This is a genomic window from Arthrobacter sp. EM1 (assembly GCF_029964055.1).
GTDB lineage: Bacteria > Actinomycetota > Actinomycetes > Actinomycetales > Micrococcaceae > Arthrobacter.
Map to the genome: position 1 here is coordinate 3193750 of NZ_CP124836.1, position 16998 is coordinate 3210747.

Consider the following 16998-nt stretch of genomic DNA (forward strand, 5'->3'; position numbering starts at 1 on the left):
CGGTGGCCGGAAAAGCTCCTAGATCCACTCTCCCGCGGGCAGGCGGCGGCGCCATCGTGCAGTTGATTGAGCCGCGGTCGAAGAATGGTTGAGCCCCGGGTCAACCATTTGATTGATCCGGCCCGGGCCGGGCAGGCATAAGCTGATCCAATGCCTGCCACGGAACCACTCCACGCCCGGAACGGGACCGGTCTTAGCCGACCCGGCGACCCGCTTCGCGGACTGGACGCTGCGCCCTCCGTTGCGATCCTGCGCGTACTGAGGGTCACCCTGCACGTCGGCTTCGCCGCCCTGCTCGGAGTGGCTGTCCTGAGGCTCCTGGTGTCCAATGAGAGGGACCCCGGGCGGTATGCCTTGGCCGGGACAGCGCTTGTTCTGGCCGGGGTTTACCTCACCGGCACCATGATGGAAAAGCGCTTCGCCGCCGGCAGCACAGAGCGCGATCCGCGCCGCTACGGTGTCCTGTGGCTGGGAATCGTCACCGCTTTGTGGGCCCTCCTGCTGGCCGGAAGTTCCGACTTCGCATGGCTGGCTTTCCCGCTCTTCTTCCTGCATTTGCACCTGTTGCCGCGACCGGTGGCGCTGCCGATGATCGCGCTGATGACGATCGCGGTGATTGCGGCCCAGTGGGGGGCCAGCGGACTTCCCGCCCCGCAGCTCGCCGTGGTCCTTGGTCCGCTGTTTGGCGCGGCGTTTTCGGTCGTGACCGGGCTGGCCTACCGTGCCCTGTACCGCGAAGCCGAGAACCAGCGCCGTGCAGCCGATGAACTCCGCCGGACCCGTGCGGAGCTGGCAGCAACCCAGCACGACGCCGGTGTCCTGGCCGAACGCGAGCGGCTGGCCCGGGAAATCCACGACACCCTTGCCCAGGGGCTCTCCAGCATTGTGCTGGTGGCCCGCGCGGCCGAAAAGTCGCTCGCCGCCGGGGACACGGCCACCGCGGCGGCACGTTTCGCGCTGGTGCAGCAGACAGCCTCGGAGAACCTCGCCGAAGCCCGGAACTTCGTCCGCGGACTATCGTCCCCTCATCTGCAGGAAACCTCCCTTGTGGAAACCCTTCGCAGGCTCTGCGACACCACGGAGACCAGCTCCGCGGCCGGGGGCGTTGGGCTGCGGTGCCGGTTCGAGCTCGACGGGACCCCCGCGGAGCTGCCGCAGCCGTACCGGGTGACCCTGCTCCGGGCAGCCCAGGCCAGCCTCGCCAACGTCAGGGACCACGCGAAAGCGGGCAACGCAGTTGTGACCGTCGCGTTTCTGGGCAGTGAAGTCACCATGGACATCTACGACGACGGCATCGGCTTCGACCCCGCCGGGTTGGCTGCCCGGATGAACGAACGGACGGATGGAAGCGGTTTCGGAATCCGGTCACTTCAGGAAAGGGTCACGGCGCTCAACGGCTCGCTCGAGATCGAATCAGCCCCCGGGGAGGGTACGGTGGTGGCCATCCGGCTGCCACTGGACGACGCCCCGGAGAGGGAACAACAATGAACGAGATCCGCATCCTGCTGGTCGATGACCACCCCGTTGTCAGGGCGGGGCTGCGGGCCATGCTCACCGAATTCGAGGGCATCTCGGTGGCAGCCGAAGCAGCCGACGGCGACGCAGCGCTCAAGGAACTCAAACGGTTGAAAACCCTGGGCGACCGCGTGGATGTTGTGCTGATGGACCTGCAAATGGGCGCAGGCATGGACGGAGTCACAGCGACCTCGCAGATCAAGCTGCTGGAGGCCGCCCCGCCGGTCCTGATCCTGACCACGTACGACACGGATGCGGACATCCTGGCCGCCGTCGAGGCGGGGGCCAGCGGCTACATGCTCAAGGATGCACCGCCAGAACAGATCCGGCAGGCCGTGCTGGCTGCCGCCGCCGGACAGACTGCCCTGGCTCCCAAAATAGCGGCCCTGCTGATGAACCGGATCAGCAATCCCACAGCTGTCCTCACGCAGCGGGAGGTCCAACTGCTGGAATTGCTGGCGACCGGGCTCAGCAACCGCGCTATCGCGAAACAGAGCTTCATCTCGGAGGCAACCGTAAAGACGCACCTGGTGCACATCTACGGCAAACTGGGTGTGGACAACCGCACCGCAGCCATCGCGGCAGCAACCCGGCGCCGAATCATCCGGGCCCCCGGCCAGCAAGGATAGGACCCCCTCGGCGCTCTTTCCGGGTCCGTCAGCCGCCGATGAAGCGGTCCCGCCCGGCACGGTAGCCGAATACCGCGGCCAGCGAACCAACCGCGAGGAAAAGCACACCCGCCGCCGCGAAGGACCCCGTGGCCTGGTGCAGTTGGCCGACCATCAGGGTGCCGGTGGAACCCACCCCGTAGCCCACACCCTGCATCATGCCGGACAGGTGCGCGGCGGTGTGCCCGTCGTTCGCGCAGGATCGGGGCCAGCCAAGCGAAAACGCTGAAGGACATCATGGCTTGGAGGACCATAAAGAGGGTCACCTGCCATGCCACCGCCGAGCGCCACACATTGACGCCGCCGCGCGAAGCGTGGTGGGTGCCGTGGGGCTGCCTGATGGCCAGCGGCACAAACAGCAGAAGAACAACGCCGGCGGGCAGCGCCCAGAACCGCAGCGCCGCGGTCCATTCCCGGTCGCGCTGAAGACCGGGTAGGTGAACCCTGCGCCAAGCGCAGCGGAGGCGCAGATCGCGGTGGTCTAGAGCCCGCCCATCAGGCCGTAGCGGCGGTGGAAAATTCCGGCCATTTCCGGAGCGCGCTCCTCGCGGGATGGCGGGCTGGCAGCGGGGCTCAGGGATGAAGCTTATGCGAACGGCGTCTCCGGCGGGAGCCCGCCGCGGGCAGCAACCTGCCACGGCCCGCAGCCTGGCGCCGCGCCGCGCGGGCGGGACCCCGCCGGTTCAGCCGGCCGCGCCGATCCCCTCGGCAGGAACGACGACGGCGCCGCTCGCCCGGGAATCCGGGTTCAGCATCCAGCCCACGCGCTTCACGGTGCGCAGCATGACCACGCTTTCGACGAGCACGATCCCGGGCACTTTTTGCTGCAGGACCAACTCGATGCTCATAACGTCCGCCAGGGACTGCAGCCACATAATGATCACAAAGTTGGTCGGACCAGTGGTGGACGCGCTGAGCCGCACGTTCCGCATCGTCTTCAACTCAGCGGCCGCTTCCTCATGCCGCCCGGCCGGGACATTGACGAACCACTGGCAGGTCACAGGGAACGCCGAGAAGCGCTGGGCGACCTCGCAGCGGAACGACAGGATCCCGCTGGCGAGCACCCGGTTCAGCTGTCGCTGCACGGTGGCGGGGTGCCTGCCCAGCCCTCGGGCAATGTCCGCCGCCGTCGCCCGCCCGTCCTTGGCCAGGTAAGGCAGCAGCGCCAGGTGGCTGGCCGGCAAATCGTCCCTGGCGGCGGCCCGGACGACACCGGGGGCATCCGGGCCGGCCATCGCCTTAACAGCGGCCTGCTGGGCCCGGCTCAGAACATTCAGCCGCCAGGTGCCGCCGCTGGCGTGCAGCCTGGTGCACAGTGCGGTCTGGTACTTGATCAGACCGTCGATCTCCTTCAAGCGCGAAACCACCTTGGTGCTGAAGTCATCCAGCGAGGAGGTGATCACGGTCAGCATGAGGTCCCGGTTGCTGGCGGCCTCCTCCACCGTGATGATCTCCGGCATCCCGGCGAGTTCGGCGGTGACTTCCCGGCGCCGGTGCATTTCGCAATCCACTGCGACGAACGCCAGGCACATCTGGTGGGGGTCGCCGATCAGGTGGGCCGTGATCCAGGAGACGCCGGCGGTCCGCAGCCGTTCCCAGCGGGCGGCGAGGGTGGTGGCGTGGACCCCCAGCACGTCCGCCGCATCCGCCCAGCTCAGGCGCGGCGCTATCTGCAGGACGTTGATCAGCGCAAGGTCATCCTCGCTGAGTTCCATGATTTCCCTCCGGCGATGCACGAAACCTGCGATAGGCAGTGCATTTTGCATTTTTTCAGGCCTTTATGGCCCTGTGAGGCAGGTCACTCCAGAATAGACCCAAGACCCCGCCGGGCCGAACCCGGCCGAACCGAACCTAAAGGAGACCACGTGCCGATCACCGCAGACGCCCGCGAAATGCAGGCGGATCTTGCCCGCTTCCGCCACGAGCTGCACCGGGAGCCGGAAATCGGGCTGACGCTGCCCCGCACCCAGGAGAAGGTGCTCCAGGCCCTCGACGGGCTCGGCTATGAGATCACGCTCGGCCGGGACACGACGTCCGTCACCGCGGTCCTGCGCGGACAGGCTCCCGGCGCGGACACCCGCCCGGCCGTGCTCCTTCGCGCGGACATGGACGGCCTGCCGGTGCAGGAAAAAACCGGCGTGGACTTCACCTCCAGGATCGACGGCGCCATGCACGCCTGCGGCCACGACCTGCACACCGCCATGCTCACCGGCGCCGCGACCCTCTTGGCCGAACGCCGGCACCGGCTGGCCGGCGACGTCGTGCTGATGTTCCAGCCCGGCGAGGAAGGCTTCGACGGCGCCAGCCACATGATCCGGGAAGGCGTCCTTGACGCCGCGGGCCGACGGGTGGACGCGGCCTACGGCATGCACGTCTTTTCCGCCCTGGAACGGTACGGCACGTTCTGCACCAAGCCCGGCGTGATGCTCAGCTCCTCGGACGGCCTGACGGTCACCGTGCTCGGGGCCGGCGGCCACGGCTCGGCCCCGCACTCGGCCAAGGACCCGGTCACCGCGGCCGCCGAAATGGTCACTGCCCTCCAGGTCATGGTCACCCGCCAGTTCAACATGTTCGATCCCGTGGTCCTGTCGGTGGGCGTGCTGCAGGCCGGCACCAAGCGCAACATCATCCCGGAAACCGCCCGCATCGAGGCCACCATCCGGACCTTCTCCGAGGAATCCCGGCAGAAGATGATGGAGGCCGTGCCGCGCCTGCTCAAGGGCATCGCGGCGGCGCACGGGCTCGACGTGGACGTCGACTACCAGCAGGAGTACCCGCTCACCATCACCGACGAGGACGAGACCCGCACCGCGGAGACCGTCATTGAGGGCTTGTTCGGCGATTCCAGGCTCGCCCGCTGGGCCACCCCGCTGAGCGGCTCCGAGGACTTCTCGAGGGTCCTCGCCGAGGTCCCCGGCACGTTCATCGGGCTGAGCGCCGTTCCCCGCGACGCCGACCACGCCACCGCCGCGTTCAACCACTCCCCGTACGCCACGTTCGACGACGGCGTGCTGGCCGACGGGGCCGCGCTCTACGCGGAACTCGCCGTTAGCCGGCTCGCCGCGCTGGCAGCAGCCGGCCTTCCCGGCGCGGGCGACACCGCCGCCGCCTCCACCCTTTCCTAACCCCACCCCCGAGGGAGAAACCATGACCGCCACCACGTCCGTGCCCACGGCACCCCGGACCTCCACCCGCAAAACGATCATCGGCACCGGCATCGGCAACGCCGTCGAATGGTACGACTGGGCCATCTACGCCACGTTCACGCCGTTCATCGCCAGCCAGCTCTTCAGCAAGGCCGATCCCGCCTCGGCCGTGCTGTCCACGCTGGCGATTTTCGCCGTCGGCTTCGTGGCGCGCCCTTTCGGCGGATTCCTGTTCGGCTGGATCGGTGACCGGATCGGCCGCAAGGCGTCCATGACCCTCGCAGTCGGCCTCGCCTCGGTGGGCAGCTTGATGATCGCCGTCGCGCCGACCTTCGCCACCGTCGGCGCGTGGGCGTCCTTTATGCTCCTGGTCGCGCGCCTCGTGCAGGGCCTGGCGCACGGCGGCGAGCTGCCATCGTCGCAGACCTACCTGTCGGAGATGGCGCCGAAGGAACACCGCGGCTTCTGGGCCACCCTGATTTACACCTCCGGCACAGTCGGGATTCTGCTCGGTACGCTGCTCGGCGCCGTGCTGAACATGGTCATGAGCACGGAAGTGATGAACGCCTGGGGCTGGCGGATTCCGTTCCTGGTCGGCGCGGCCATGGGCCTGTACGCGCTGATCATGCGGTCCCGGCTGCCCGAGACGGACGTCTTCGCCGGTGAAGCCCTGGCGGAGAAGCGCGCGCCGATCTGGCCGCAGATCGTCCGGCACCGCAAGCAGGCGCTGCAGGTCATCGGCCTGACGGTCGGCCTGACCGTGATCTACTACATCTGGGGTGTCGTCGCCCCCAGCTACGCCACCACGGCGCTGAAGATCGACCGCGGCGAAGCGCTCTGGGCCGGCGTGATCGGCAACATCGTCTTCATCGCCGCGCTGCCGTTCTGGGGCAAGCTCTCGGACCGGATCGGCCGGAAAAAGGTGCTGTGGGCCGGCGCGATCGGCGCAGGCATCATGCACTTTCCGATGACCGCCCTCCTCAAGGATTCGGCCTGGCAGCTGGCCGTAAGCATGTCGGTGATGCTGATCTTCATCGCCGCGAGCGCGGCAATCGTCCCCGCCGTCTACGCGGAGCTGTTCCCCACCAGCATCCGCACGGTCGGCGTCGGCGTCCCGTACTCGATCTGTGTGGCCCTGTTCGGCGGCACCGCGCCGTACCTTCAGCAGTGGCTGGGCACGAGCTTGCAGATGCCGCAGCTGTTCAACATCTACGCCCTGGTGCTGCTGGCCATCTCCGCCGCCTTCGTCTTCACCATCCCGGAAACCAAGGGCAAGGACCTCACCGCCTGACCCGGTGCGGCGCCGGTTGCTCTATCAGTTATGGCTGTTCTGAAGGCTCAGAACAGCCATAACTGATAGGGCATCGTGTGGTGCGGGGAGGGCAGGGGTTAGGTCAGCCGCCGATGAAGCGGTCCCGCCCGGCACGGTAGCCGAATACCGCGGCCAGCGAGCCGACGGCGAGGAAGAGCACACCGGCGGCAGCGAAGGACCCCGTGGCCTGGTGCAGTTGGCCGACCATCAGGGTGCCGGTGGAACCCACCCCGTAGCCCACACCCTGCATCATGCCGGACAGGTGCGCTGCGGTGTGCCCGTCCCGGGTGCGGACCATGATCATGGTCAGCGCGACGGCGGTCAGGCTGCCCTGGCCCAGGCCCAACAGCCCGGTCCACAGCCAGATCAGTTCAAGCGGGCCGAAAATGCTCAGCGCGAAGCCGCAACCGGTCATCAGCGCCACGACGGTGTTGATCGCGCGCTGGTCCCGGAACCTGGTGGCGAGCGCCGGGGCGAACAGGGACCCCAGCATCTGCAACACGATCGACACGGAGACGATCACCCCGGCCGTGCCGCCGTCCACCCCTCGTTCGCGCAGGATAGGGGCCAGCCAGGCGAAAACGCTGAAGGACATCATGGCTTGGAGGACCATAAAGAGGGTCACCTGCCATGCCACCGCCGAGCGCCACACATTCACGCCGCCGTGCGCGCTCTGGTGCCGGCCGTGACGCTGCCTGATGGCCAGCGGCAGAAACAGCAGAAGAACAACGCCGGCGGGCAGCGCCCAGAACCGCAGCGCCGCGGTCCATTCGCCCGTCGCGCTGAAGACCGGGTAGGTGAACCCTGCGCCAAGGGCAGCGGAGGCGCAGATCGCGGTGGTGTAGAGCCCGCCCATCAGGCCGAGCCGGTGCGGGAAGTCACGTTTTACCAAGCCGGGCAGCAGCACATTGCACAGCGAGATCGCGGCACCGCAGGCCGCCGTTCCGGCCAGCAAGGCAGGCAGGTGCCCGGTGCCCCCGGCCTCCAGCGGCCGCAGCAGCAGCCCGGCAGTGAGCACCGCCATGGCGCCGAGCAACACCCGCTCGGCCCCGAAGCGGCGGGCCAGGACCGGAGCGAGCGGCGCGAACACGCCCAGCAGCGTCACAGGCACGGTGGTAAGGACGACGACGGCCCAGCCCGGCAGTCCGGCGTCGGCCGTCACCTCGGGAAGCACCGCGGAGAAGCTGGAGAAGACGGTCCGGAGGTTCAGCCCGATCAGGACCAGGCACACGCCCAGATAGGCCAGGGTGCGGCGGCTGCCGACCCGGGTGGGCTCCGCCGCGGGAACGTCATCGATTTCGGCGTCCACGAGCAGGGCCCGGCGGTCGGCGGCATCGTCGCCGCCGGCGGCGGAATCCTGGGAGCTTTTCGGGACGGTCACGGACCCCATTCTGGCAGGCCCGCCAACGAACGGCGTCAGGAACACCCGGTCCGGCAAGACCGTCAGCCCGGCCGGGCGCCGGAACTCCACTATTCTGGAAGGGATGAGTGAATCCCCAGAATCCCCCGAAGTGCCGCAGCCATCGCGCCCAATAACCCCCGGCAGCCAAGCCTCCTTCGGCACGTATGGCGGGCGCCCGGTCAGTTTTGTGCGCCGCGGCACCCGCCTGCAGGGCCGCCGGCAGGCGGCCTGGGAGGAACATTCCGACCGGTGGGCGATCGATGTCCCCCGGCACATCGCCAACACCTCCGTGCACCCGGACTACGTCTTCGACGCCGAAACCGAATTTGGCCGCACAGCCCCGCTGATCGTGGAGATCGGCTCCGGCCTGGGCGACGCCGTCTGCCATGCCGCCGAGGAGAACCCGGACACGGACTTCCTCGCCGTTGAGGTCTACACCCCGGGCCTGGCCAACACGCTGGTCAAGATCAACAGCCGCGGCCTGCGCAATGTCCGAGTGGTGGAGGCTAATGCCCCCGAGGTACTGGCCACCATGCTGCCGGCCGGTTCCGTGACGGAGCTGTGGGTCTTCTTCCCGGACCCCTGGCACAAGTCCCGGCACCACAAGCGCCGCCTCATCCAGCCGGCCTTCGCTCAGCTGGCAGCACGGTCCCTCAAACCCGGCGGCCTCTGGCGGATTGCGACGGACTGGTCCAACTACGCCGTGCACGTCCGCGAGGTCCTGGCTGACTCCCCCGACTTTGAGAACCTGCACGACGGCGAGCGCAGCGGGGCGCAGAGCCCGCTCACGCAGGTATGGCAGTCCGGTGTCGAAGCCCTTGTGGGCGGGGCGCCGGTCAAGGAGGGCCGGGCACCTGTCAGCACCGAGCACACCGGCCCCAACGAGGGCACCGACGACGCAGGCGGCTGGGCCCCGCGCTTCGAGGGCCGGATCCTGACGAGTTTCGAGAACAAGGCCCATGAAGCGGGCCGGCTCATCTTCGACCTCAGCTACCGGCGCCGCTAGAACAGACACCGCTGTTCCCGGCCGCCTCCGCGTGGCACGATAACGGGAGATGCACGAACCGGTCCGAACCCACGTCCGGCAGAACCACCAAGCAAGTTGAGGGGCCCGCCATCAAGAGAGAACTCAAGGACGCCGCGGACGTGGCGGAGAACATCACCAACTCCCGTGCGCTGGAACTGGTGGCCCGTGCCGGTTTTGCCGTGAGCGGCATCCTGCACCTCCTCATCGGCGTCGTTTCGATCCGGCTCGCCATGGGTGGTGAGGGCGAGGCTGACGTCAGCGGAGCCGTCGAACAGCTCGGCAGCCAGCCGGCCGGCCCGTTGCTGCTGTGGAGCTCCTTCGCCGCCTGCGTGGCCCTGGCAATCTGGCAAACCAGTGATGCCATCTTCGACTTTGAGCACCTGCAGGCGAAGAAAAAGGTGGGGAAGAAGCTCAAAGCAGCCCTCCAGGCCGTTGTCTACGCCGGACTCGCCGTCACGCTGTTGTCCTTCGCCAGCGGCGCAGGCAAGGACCACAGCACGTCCACGAGCGATCTCACGGTGACCGTTATCCAAGCCCCCGGAGGCTATCTGCTGCTGATCGCCGTCGGCGCAGGGATCGGAGTCGCCGGAATTGTCTATGCCATCCGCGGCTTCCGGCAGTCCTTCCTCAAGCACCTCCGCCTCCCGGCCCCGCGGCAGGCAAGGACGGCGGTGACCATCCTCGGCGTCGTCGGCTACGCAGCGAAAGGCATCGCCTTGCTGCTGGTGGGCCTGCTGGTAACCATTGCCACCGTGAAGGCCCACCCAGAGGAGTCAACCGGACTCGACGGCGGCCTAAAGGCCCTCCGCGACCAGCCGTTCGGTGTGTACATGCTGGCCGCCGTCGGCGCTGGCCTGATCTGTTATGGCATCTTCATGATGGTGCGGGCCAAACTGGCGAAGATGTAAGGCCGGAAGCGCCCGGACCACCCGCTCATCCCTGCGGCACGGCTATGAAGGCCACCGTTTGTTGCTGCCCGTTGCGCATTTCAATGCTGGCGATGTTGGCCAGCTGCACGGGCGTGGCACCGGTGATCCGGACCCTGCCGCTGGGCGTGGCCGTCCACGCGCAGGCTCGGTCCTCGGTGCCGGCGCTGTCCTTCACCCAAAGCGAGAAGGTGCCCTCCAGCGGCAGGCTGCGGCCGTCGACGGAAAGCTCGGTGCCCCACGTCTTTTTGACCATCCCTACGGTGATCTGCGGTCCGTCGCTGGCCTGCACCGAGTAGCTGGCGTCCGGTTTGGGCGGCGGGTTAATCAGCGGCGCAGCGAGGATTCCCAGGGCGAGGCAGGCCGCTGCCGCCGCCGCGAGCGCCGCGGTCCAGCGGCGTCGTGCCTGCCGGCGCCGGCTGGACAGTTCGTCGAGCATCCGTCGCGGTACGCCGGCCGGGGCGGGAGCCGGCTGCTCCGGTTCCCGCCCCGCCGTGGCCGCGGCGCCGAGGGCGACGGCGTCGGGCACCGGAAGCGCGTCCAGCAGTGCCGGAAGGCTGGCCAAGTCGTCAAGTTCCTGCCGGCACTCCGCACAGCCGCCCAGGTGCTGTTCGAAGGTTAGGGCCTCCGCGGGCGCCAGGCCGCCGAGCAGGTAGGCCCCGAGCAGCTGGTGCATTTCGGAGCCGCTCACCGCTGCACCCCCATCTCATCCAGGATCGTCCGGAGGGCCCGGACGGCGTAGAAGGCCCGGGACTTGACTGTTCCGCTCGGGATATTCAAACTCTTCGATGCCTCCTGGACGGTGAAGCGGCGGTAATGGAGGGCCACGAGTACGTCCCGGTGCTCGTTGCTCAGCCGCATCAGGGCCTCCTCCATCAATACCCGGTTGAGGAGGTCGTCAACACGCTCCTCCCCGCCGGCCAGGTCAGCCAGATCGCGGTCAGTTGTCTCGCGGGGACGGCGCTGGGCCTTGCGGTAGTTGTCGATCATGATGTTCCGGGCCGTCCGGAACAAATAGCTGCGCAGGCTTCCCGTGATGTGCGGAGACTGCTGCCAGACCCGCAGCACGGTCTCCTGCACCACATCCTCCGCCACCTGCGGGTCCCGGCAGGCGCTGAGGACAAAGCGCCTGAGGGCCGGCCCGTGGTCGCGGTAAATCGCCGCCACCACCTCTTCGTCCAGCGGCATGACGGGCCTCCAGGACTCGTAGGGTTCTGCGCTTGTACCCTAGGACGCGCGGATCCCTGGAACGGTTCACTCATCCCGGTTCCGGGCAGCAGCCCAGGGATTACTGTGAACCATTCTGCCCCCGGCGCCGTCGTAACGGGTAGCTCCGGCCTGGCAAGTTGGCCGGTTTGAGTCAAGGAGCAGCAGATGAAAAAGCACTACAGCGTTGGCCTGTCCGCTTTTGCCCTGGCAGCACTACTCTCGGGCTGCGCCGGCAGCACTGCCACGCCCACGTCGCCCTCGGCCGCCACTACGCCGTCCGGCGGCTCCGCAGCGAGCCCGGTACCGGTTTCCGCCCCAGCACCGGCGGAGTCCACCCCGGACCTCAAGGTCACGGATTCCACCGCGGGCAGGATAGTCGTTGACGGCAAGGGCCGCAGCGTCTACTACTACACCAAGGACGCCAAAGACTCTGGGACCAGCACCTGCACGGGCGGCTGCATTGCCGCGTGGCCGCCGGTCCTGGCAACCGCTGACGCCCCCGCGGTTGACGGCGTTGCCGGCACCGTGGGGACCATCGCCACCCCGGAGGGCAAAAAACAACTGACCATCAACGGGATGCCGGTGTATTACTACGCCAAGGATCTGGCCGCCGGGGACATCCGGGGGCAGGGGGTGGGCAGCGTCTGGTACCTCGTGGCGCCTTCCGGTGACATGATCACCGGCACGGCGGGGCAATAACTGCCGGACAGCAGTTAACTGCCGGCCGCGGCGCCGGACTTTCCGGCTTAGTCGTCTGTGGCTTCGAACTCAACGGCAGCCAGAATTTCCTTCGTCTCGGGGTGGATCATAACCGCTTCCTGGTCATCGTCGAGCATCAGGAATTCACCCTGGTCGGTGGTGAAATGCCATGCCAGGGTGGTCTGGCCGTCGTGGTCGTAATTGGGGTCGCCCATGGTGATCTTCAGCAGGGTATGCCCGGCCACCTTGCAGAGCTCGCGGATGATTACCTCGAATTCCGGCGCATCCAGCAGTTCGTCCTCGGCGGCCTCGGCCTGGCGCTCCGCCAGGTTCGGGACCCGGGACACGCGCTCGGCGATGTGCTGGTCCAGTTCTTCATCCGCCAGAAGCAGAAGGTCTGTCTGGCCGCGAAGCCAGGCGGCGTTGAGCGCGATGATGTCTTCGGTCTCCAGCAGGGTTTCGAAGTCGCCGTCGAGCTCTTCCAGGACCCGGACGGCGTCCGGTACAACACCGTCCGGTACAACACCGTCCGTGCCGCCGTCCAGATCCGCATCCCCGTCAAGGTAGGCATCGCTTTCCTCCTCGGTGAGGGAGTCAAAGGCCGCTGCGGTGCGGTTAAAGAGGTCCAGGTGCGCGGCGGCCCCCATGGCTTCCAGCCCGGCCCGGACGTAGTCGTCAATGTCCGTGCGTTCGGGCGCGGTAAACACGTACTGGGCGAACCCGCCGCCCAGCGACTGCGTCAGATAGAAGTCGACGTAGTAGCTGCGCAGTGCGTTCGGTGCAATTTCCTCGACATCGAGCAACTCCGCGTACATGGCGTTGACCACCTCGACGTTCGCGTCAACGACGTCCGCGTCGCTGCCGCTGATGATCGCCTTCGGCAGGACCGTCGCGTAACCGGTGGCGGGCATGGTGGTGGAAAAGCCGTTGCTCATGGGAAATCCTCACTGCTGAAGGCGGGTGGCGCTCCGTTCCCCTTTACGGTACGCGGCACCACCGGCAGCGCGGTTGAGCCGAAGCTGAACGTCCGGCGAAGTTTGGGTGTCCCGAACCGAGTGCGCGTCCGGCCGGTTATCCACCTGGCCGGACGCCGCAGTCCGGGGAGTCCTGCCAGGCTCGCTAAGATGGATCAGATGACCAACTGCTGAAAGTAGTACGCACATGCCATCCCATCCGGACGAGAGTGCGGCCCTGGCAATACAGACCCCCGCGATCAACGACCGCTCCCTTGCGGCCGGGCTTGCCTACGCCATGGGGAGCCGTGTTTCCGGTATTTCCTTCGATGCCGCCACCGGCCTGATGCTCGGCAAGGTCCGCGGCGGATCCGATGTGCCCTATTCGACGACGGCGAAACTGGTCCGGAAGGCGGGCGGCTGGAGCTGCACCGTGGGTGTGTGCAGCTGCCCGGTCCGTAAGGACTGCAAGCATGTGGCCGCGCTGCTGTTCACGGCCGAGGACAACCCGGCGATCCGGGTCCAGCTGTTGACCCCCGTCGACGGCAGCCGGCTGTCCCGGCAGGCACCAGTGCTCGAGGTCCCGGACTGGGAACAGGCGCTGAGCCCGCTGATCTCGCAGCCGGGAATCACCCAGTCCACCAACGGAATTCCGCTCGCGCTCCAGTTCGAGATCGAGGAACCGGCCCCGCACTTCTCCTACACCGGACGCCGGGATCCGCTGCGCAGCGTGCGCCAGCTCAAAGCCCGCCCCGTGATCATGGGCGCGAAGGGGAAGTGGATCCGCGGCGACGTCTCCTGGAACACCCTGAGCTACTTGAGCTACCGGCGCGAATGCAACGAGGCCCACGTGGAGTGGATGCAGGAGTTCCTTGCCGCCCACACCGCCCAGGCCAACCGCCAGCATGGTGGAACCGGGCTGTGGCTGGGCCTGAACACCTACGCCGGCAAGAACCTGTGGAGCCTGCTCACCCGGGCCCGGAAGATCGGTGTCGCGCTGGTGCACAGCCGCGGCCAGGAGCCGGTGCGGCTCGTGGAGCAGCCCGCCGCCGTCGGGCTCAACCTGACCCGGTTCGGCCCTGGGCCGGTCCCGGCCGAGGCCGACGGCGGCGGCGGCGGCGGACCCGCGGCGCCGGCACCGGCCGGCGAAGGCGGTGGGCTCTCGCTCGCCCCCACCATCACCGTGGAGGATGAGGTGGTCGATCCGGCAACCGTCGGGACCATCGGACGCCCGGCGCACGGAATCTTCCTCACCTCCGGGCCGGACGCACTGCCCGGTGCCGCGACCACTGACACCATCATCACGCTCGCACCGCTGGAAGGCGGCCTCAGCGAGGAGCTGCTGACTTTCGTCACGGCCGGCACCACGCTGCACATTCCAGCCCGGGATGAGAGCCGCTTCCTGACCGGTTTTTATCCCAAGCTCAAACAAAGCGCCCGGGTCACGGCTTCCGACGAGTCAGTGGAGCTCCCCCAACTGGCCCTTCCCACCCTGTCGCTGTTGGCCAACTACGGCGCCGACCACCGGGTCCGGCTGCACTGGGAATGGCACTACAAGTCCGGCAAGCTCGTTACGGCCCAGCCGCTGTGGCGTCACCCCGGCGATCACGGCTACCGGGACGACCCCGCCGAGGCCCGCATCCTGGAAGCCGTCGGACAGCCGTGGGATGTGGTGCCGGCCCTCGGCGAGTCGGCCACGGGCGGGTGGGGAACACCCCGGCTGGCAGCTTCGGCGGAACTCAGCGGCCTCGACACCCTGGCCTTCACCGAAGAGCTGCTCCCCTTGCTCCGCGACGTCCCCGGCGTCTCGGTGGACACTGCCGGTGAGATCGCCGACTACCGGGAAGCCGAAGAGGCGCCGGTGGTGGCGATTTCGACCAAGGCCACCGACAGCCGGGACTGGTTCGATCTTGGCATCGTGATCACCCTGGAAGGCCAGCCGGTCTCCTTCGCGGCGATGTTCTCCGCCCTCGCCGCGGGCCAGACACGCATGCTGCTGCCCAGCGGCGCCTACTTCTCACTGGACCTGCCTGAGCTGCACCAGCTCCGGGCCCTCATTGATGAGGCCCGTTCGCTGCAGGACAACAAGGACGCCCCGCTGCAGATCAGCCGCTTCCAGGCCGGGCTCTGGGACGAACTGGCGCAGCTCGGCATCGTGGACGAGCAGGCAGCGGCCTGGCGTGAGGCTGTGGGCGGACTGCTGGAAGGCGGCGTAAAGGGACTGCCGCTGCCGGCAACGCTCAACGCCGAGCTGCGCCCCTACCAGCTGGAAGGGTTCAACTGGCTCAGTTTCCTCTACCGGCACGGACTCGGCGGCGTGCTGGCCGATGACATGGGCCTCGGCAAGACGGTGCAGGCGCTGGCACTGATCTGCGCCGCCAAGGTCGCGGCAGGGGTCCCTGCCGAAGCACTCGACGGCGGCGCAGCCGCCGTGGCTGCCGGCGCGCCCCCCGGCGCTGCGCCCTTCCTCGTTGTTGCCCCGACAAGCGTCGTGGGCAACTGGCAGGCCGAGACCGCCCGGTTCGCCCCGGGCCTGACAGTGCGCGCCATCAGCGAAACGTTCGCCAAGAGCGGCTCCAGTCCAGCCGAGGCGATGGCCGGAGCGGATATCATCATCACCTCCTACGCTTTGTTCCGGATCGACTACGAGGCCTATGCCTCAAAGGAGTGGGCCGGGCTGGTCCTGGACGAGGCCCAGTTCGTCAAGAACCACCAGTCCAAGGCCTACCAGTGCGCCCGGAAACTCCCCGCGGTGTTCAAACTCGCCATCACCGGCACACCGCTGGAGAACAACCTGATGGAGTTCTGGGCCCTCACCTCGATCGTCGCACCGGGGCTCTTCTCCAGCCCGAAGCGGTTCGCCGAGTACTACCAGAAACCGGTCGAAAAGAACGGGGACAAGGCGCAGCTGGATAAGCTCCGGCGTCGGGTCCGTCCGCTGATGATGCGGCGCACCAAGGAACAAGTCATCCACGACCTGCCGCCCAAGCAGGAGCAGATCCTCGAGGTTGTACTGAACCCGCGGCACCAGAAGGTCTACCAGACACACCTGCAGCGCGAACGCCAGAAGATCCTGGGCCTGATCGAGGACGTCAACAAGAACCGCTTCACCATCTTCCAGTCCCTGACCCTGCTGCGGCAGCTCAGCCTGGACCCCTCGCTGATCGATCCCTCGCTCTCCGGGGTCCGGTCCAGCAAGCTCGATGTGCTTTTCGAGCAGCTCGACGACCTTGTGGCGGAAGGGCACCGGGCCCTTATCTTCAGCCAGTTCACCGGGTTCCTCGGCAAGGTCCGGGAGCGGCTTGTCGAGGAGAAGATCGAGTTCTGCTACCTCGACGGCAGCACCCGTAACCGCACCGACGTCGTTAATGAATTCAAGAACGGCGCCGCGCCGGTGTTCCTGATCAGCCTCAAGGCCGGCGGTTTCGGCCTGAACCTGACGGAGGCTGACTACGTGTTCCTGCTGGACCCGTGGTGGAACCCGGCGTCGGAAGCCCAGGCCGTGGACCGGACCCACCGGATCGGGCAGGCCCGCAACGTTATGGTCTACCGGCTGGTGGCGAAAGACACGATCGAGGAGAAGGTTATGGCGCTCAAGGCCAGGAAGTCCCAGCTGTTCGCCGACGTGATGGAGGGCGACGCGCTGACCGGCGGGGCGCTCACGGCCGAAGACCTGGCCGGGCTGTTCACCGACTAAGCCACGGGCGTCGCCGGAGCCGTGCCAGTAGCGTCGCGGCGAGCAGCGCCGTCGTCAGCTCCAGGGCAATGACTGCCAGCAGCGCCCCGGCACCCGACGGCGGCGCTTCGGCCACAGCAGCGGCATGGTGGCTATGGCTGGCGCCCCCGGTCCCGGGCACCGCGCCGAGAAGCAGGACCGCATGCACCCCGGTCATCGCCAGCGCCGAGGCCATCACCTGCCGCAGCGGCCGGGCCGGGCCCTGCCGCCAGATGTGCACGGCGCACGGCAGGCACACCGCCACCATGGCCAGCATCAGCACGTTCAGCGCAGTCCCATGCTGGTTCCCGGCAACAAGCCACAGGTGCGCGAGGCACGACCCCGCCGTCACGGCGGCGCAGATCCTGGCGTGCAGGACCACACCGGCGATGCCGGCCATTCCCCCCGCCACTGCCATGACCACCG

The 16998-nt window shown here is 67.8% G+C and carries 14 protein-coding genes and 1 pseudogene; 8 read left to right on the forward strand and 7 right to left on the reverse strand.

Annotation, left to right across the window (positions count from 1 at the left end):
* The first annotated feature begins 150 nt into the window (after nucleotides 1–150).
* Nucleotides 151–1488: a sensor histidine kinase gene (locus tag QI450_RS14815; RefSeq protein WP_226775290.1), complete on the forward strand. Its 1338-nt coding sequence runs from the start codon at nucleotides 151–153 to the stop codon at nucleotides 1486–1488.
* Nucleotides 1485–2144, forward strand: coding sequence for a response regulator transcription factor (locus QI450_RS14820; RefSeq protein ID WP_226775289.1), 660 nt, complete (start codon nucleotides 1485–1487; stop codon nucleotides 2142–2144). Before QI450_RS14815 ends, QI450_RS14820 begins: the two co-directional genes overlap by 4 nt.
* Nucleotides 2145–2172: 28 nt before the next feature.
* On the opposite strand, the pseudogene QI450_RS14825 reads toward QI450_RS14820, so the two are convergent.
* Both QI450_RS14825 and QI450_RS14830 read right to left on the reverse strand, forming a co-directional pair.
* Nucleotides 2173–2691 (reverse strand): annotated as a pseudogene (locus QI450_RS14825) (hypothetical protein); the annotation flags it as partial.
* Between the two features lie 175 nt (nucleotides 2692–2866).
* On the reverse strand, nucleotides 2867–3898 hold the full coding sequence (locus QI450_RS14830) for an Lrp/AsnC family transcriptional regulator (protein ID WP_226775288.1): 1032 nt from the start codon (nucleotides 3896–3898) through the stop codon (nucleotides 2867–2869).
* Nucleotides 3899–4048: 150 nt separating this feature from the next.
* Between QI450_RS14830 and QI450_RS14835 the strand changes: the two genes are divergently transcribed.
* Both QI450_RS14835 and QI450_RS14840 read left to right on the forward strand, forming a co-directional pair.
* Complete coding sequence (locus QI450_RS14835; RefSeq protein WP_226775287.1) at nucleotides 4049–5308, forward strand: M20 family metallopeptidase; 1260 nt, start codon at nucleotides 4049–4051, stop codon at nucleotides 5306–5308.
* Nucleotides 5309–5330: 22 nt separating this feature from the next.
* A complete protein-coding gene (locus tag QI450_RS14840; protein WP_226775286.1) occupies nucleotides 5331–6620 on the forward strand; it encodes an MFS transporter in 1290 nt (429 codons plus the stop codon).
* Nucleotides 6621–6723: 103 nt separating this feature from the next.
* Here the strand turns inward: QI450_RS14840 and QI450_RS14845 are convergent, their stop codons facing one another.
* On the reverse strand, nucleotides 6724–8031 hold the full coding sequence (locus QI450_RS14845) for an MFS transporter (protein ID WP_226775501.1): 1308 nt from the start codon (nucleotides 8029–8031) through the stop codon (nucleotides 6724–6726).
* Between the two features lie 94 nt (nucleotides 8032–8125).
* Between QI450_RS14845 and trmB the strand changes: the two genes are divergently transcribed.
* Together trmB and QI450_RS14855 are read left to right on the forward strand one after the other, a co-directional pair.
* Nucleotides 8126–9049 carry a tRNA (guanosine(46)-N7)-methyltransferase TrmB gene (trmB, locus tag QI450_RS14850; protein ID WP_282358913.1) on the forward strand — a complete coding sequence of 308 codons (924 nt, stop codon included), beginning with the start codon at nucleotides 8126–8128 and terminating at the stop codon, nucleotides 9047–9049.
* Nucleotides 9050–9189: 140 nt separating this feature from the next.
* Entirely contained in the window at nucleotides 9190–9978 is a 789-nt protein-coding gene (locus QI450_RS14855; protein ID WP_226775284.1) for a DUF1206 domain-containing protein, read from the forward strand.
* A gap of 25 nt (nucleotides 9979–10003) precedes the next feature.
* Here the strand turns inward: QI450_RS14855 and QI450_RS14860 are convergent, their stop codons facing one another.
* Together QI450_RS14860 and QI450_RS14865 are read right to left on the reverse strand one after the other, a co-directional pair.
* Entirely contained in the window at nucleotides 10004–10687 is a 684-nt protein-coding gene (locus tag QI450_RS14860; protein ID WP_226775283.1) for a zf-HC2 domain-containing protein, read from the reverse strand.
* The gene (locus QI450_RS14865; RefSeq protein ID WP_226775282.1) at nucleotides 10684–11184 is read right to left on the reverse strand and encodes a sigma-70 family RNA polymerase sigma factor; all 501 of its coding nucleotides are present in this window, start codon (nucleotides 11182–11184) and stop codon (nucleotides 10684–10686) included. The genes QI450_RS14860 and QI450_RS14865 overlap by 4 nt, the downstream gene beginning before the upstream one ends.
* Before the next feature lie 186 nt (nucleotides 11185–11370).
* Here QI450_RS14865 and QI450_RS14870 point away from each other — a divergent pair, with 186 nt between their 5' ends.
* Nucleotides 11371–11904 carry a hypothetical protein gene (locus QI450_RS14870; protein WP_226775281.1) on the forward strand — a complete coding sequence of 178 codons (534 nt, stop codon included), beginning with the start codon at nucleotides 11371–11373 and terminating at the stop codon, nucleotides 11902–11904.
* A gap of 47 nt (nucleotides 11905–11951) precedes the next feature.
* On the opposite strand, the gene QI450_RS14875 is transcribed toward QI450_RS14870, so the two are convergent.
* Nucleotides 11952–12815 carry a hypothetical protein gene (locus QI450_RS14875; protein ID WP_226775500.1) on the reverse strand — a complete coding sequence of 288 codons (864 nt, stop codon included), beginning with the start codon at nucleotides 12813–12815 and terminating at the stop codon, nucleotides 11952–11954.
* 250 nt (nucleotides 12816–13065) lie between these two features.
* On the opposite strand from QI450_RS14875, the gene QI450_RS14880 reads away from it, so the two are divergent.
* Entirely contained in the window at nucleotides 13066–16554 is a 3489-nt protein-coding gene (locus tag QI450_RS14880; protein ID WP_226775280.1) for a DEAD/DEAH box helicase, read from the forward strand.
* Here QI450_RS14880 and QI450_RS14885 read toward each other — a convergent pair.
* Nucleotides 16544–16990, reverse strand: a complete 447-nt coding sequence (locus tag QI450_RS14885; RefSeq protein ID WP_226775279.1) for a hypothetical protein — start codon at nucleotides 16988–16990, stop codon at nucleotides 16544–16546. The genes QI450_RS14880 and QI450_RS14885 overlap by 11 nt on opposite strands.
* Nucleotides 16991–16998: the final 8 nt, after the last annotated feature.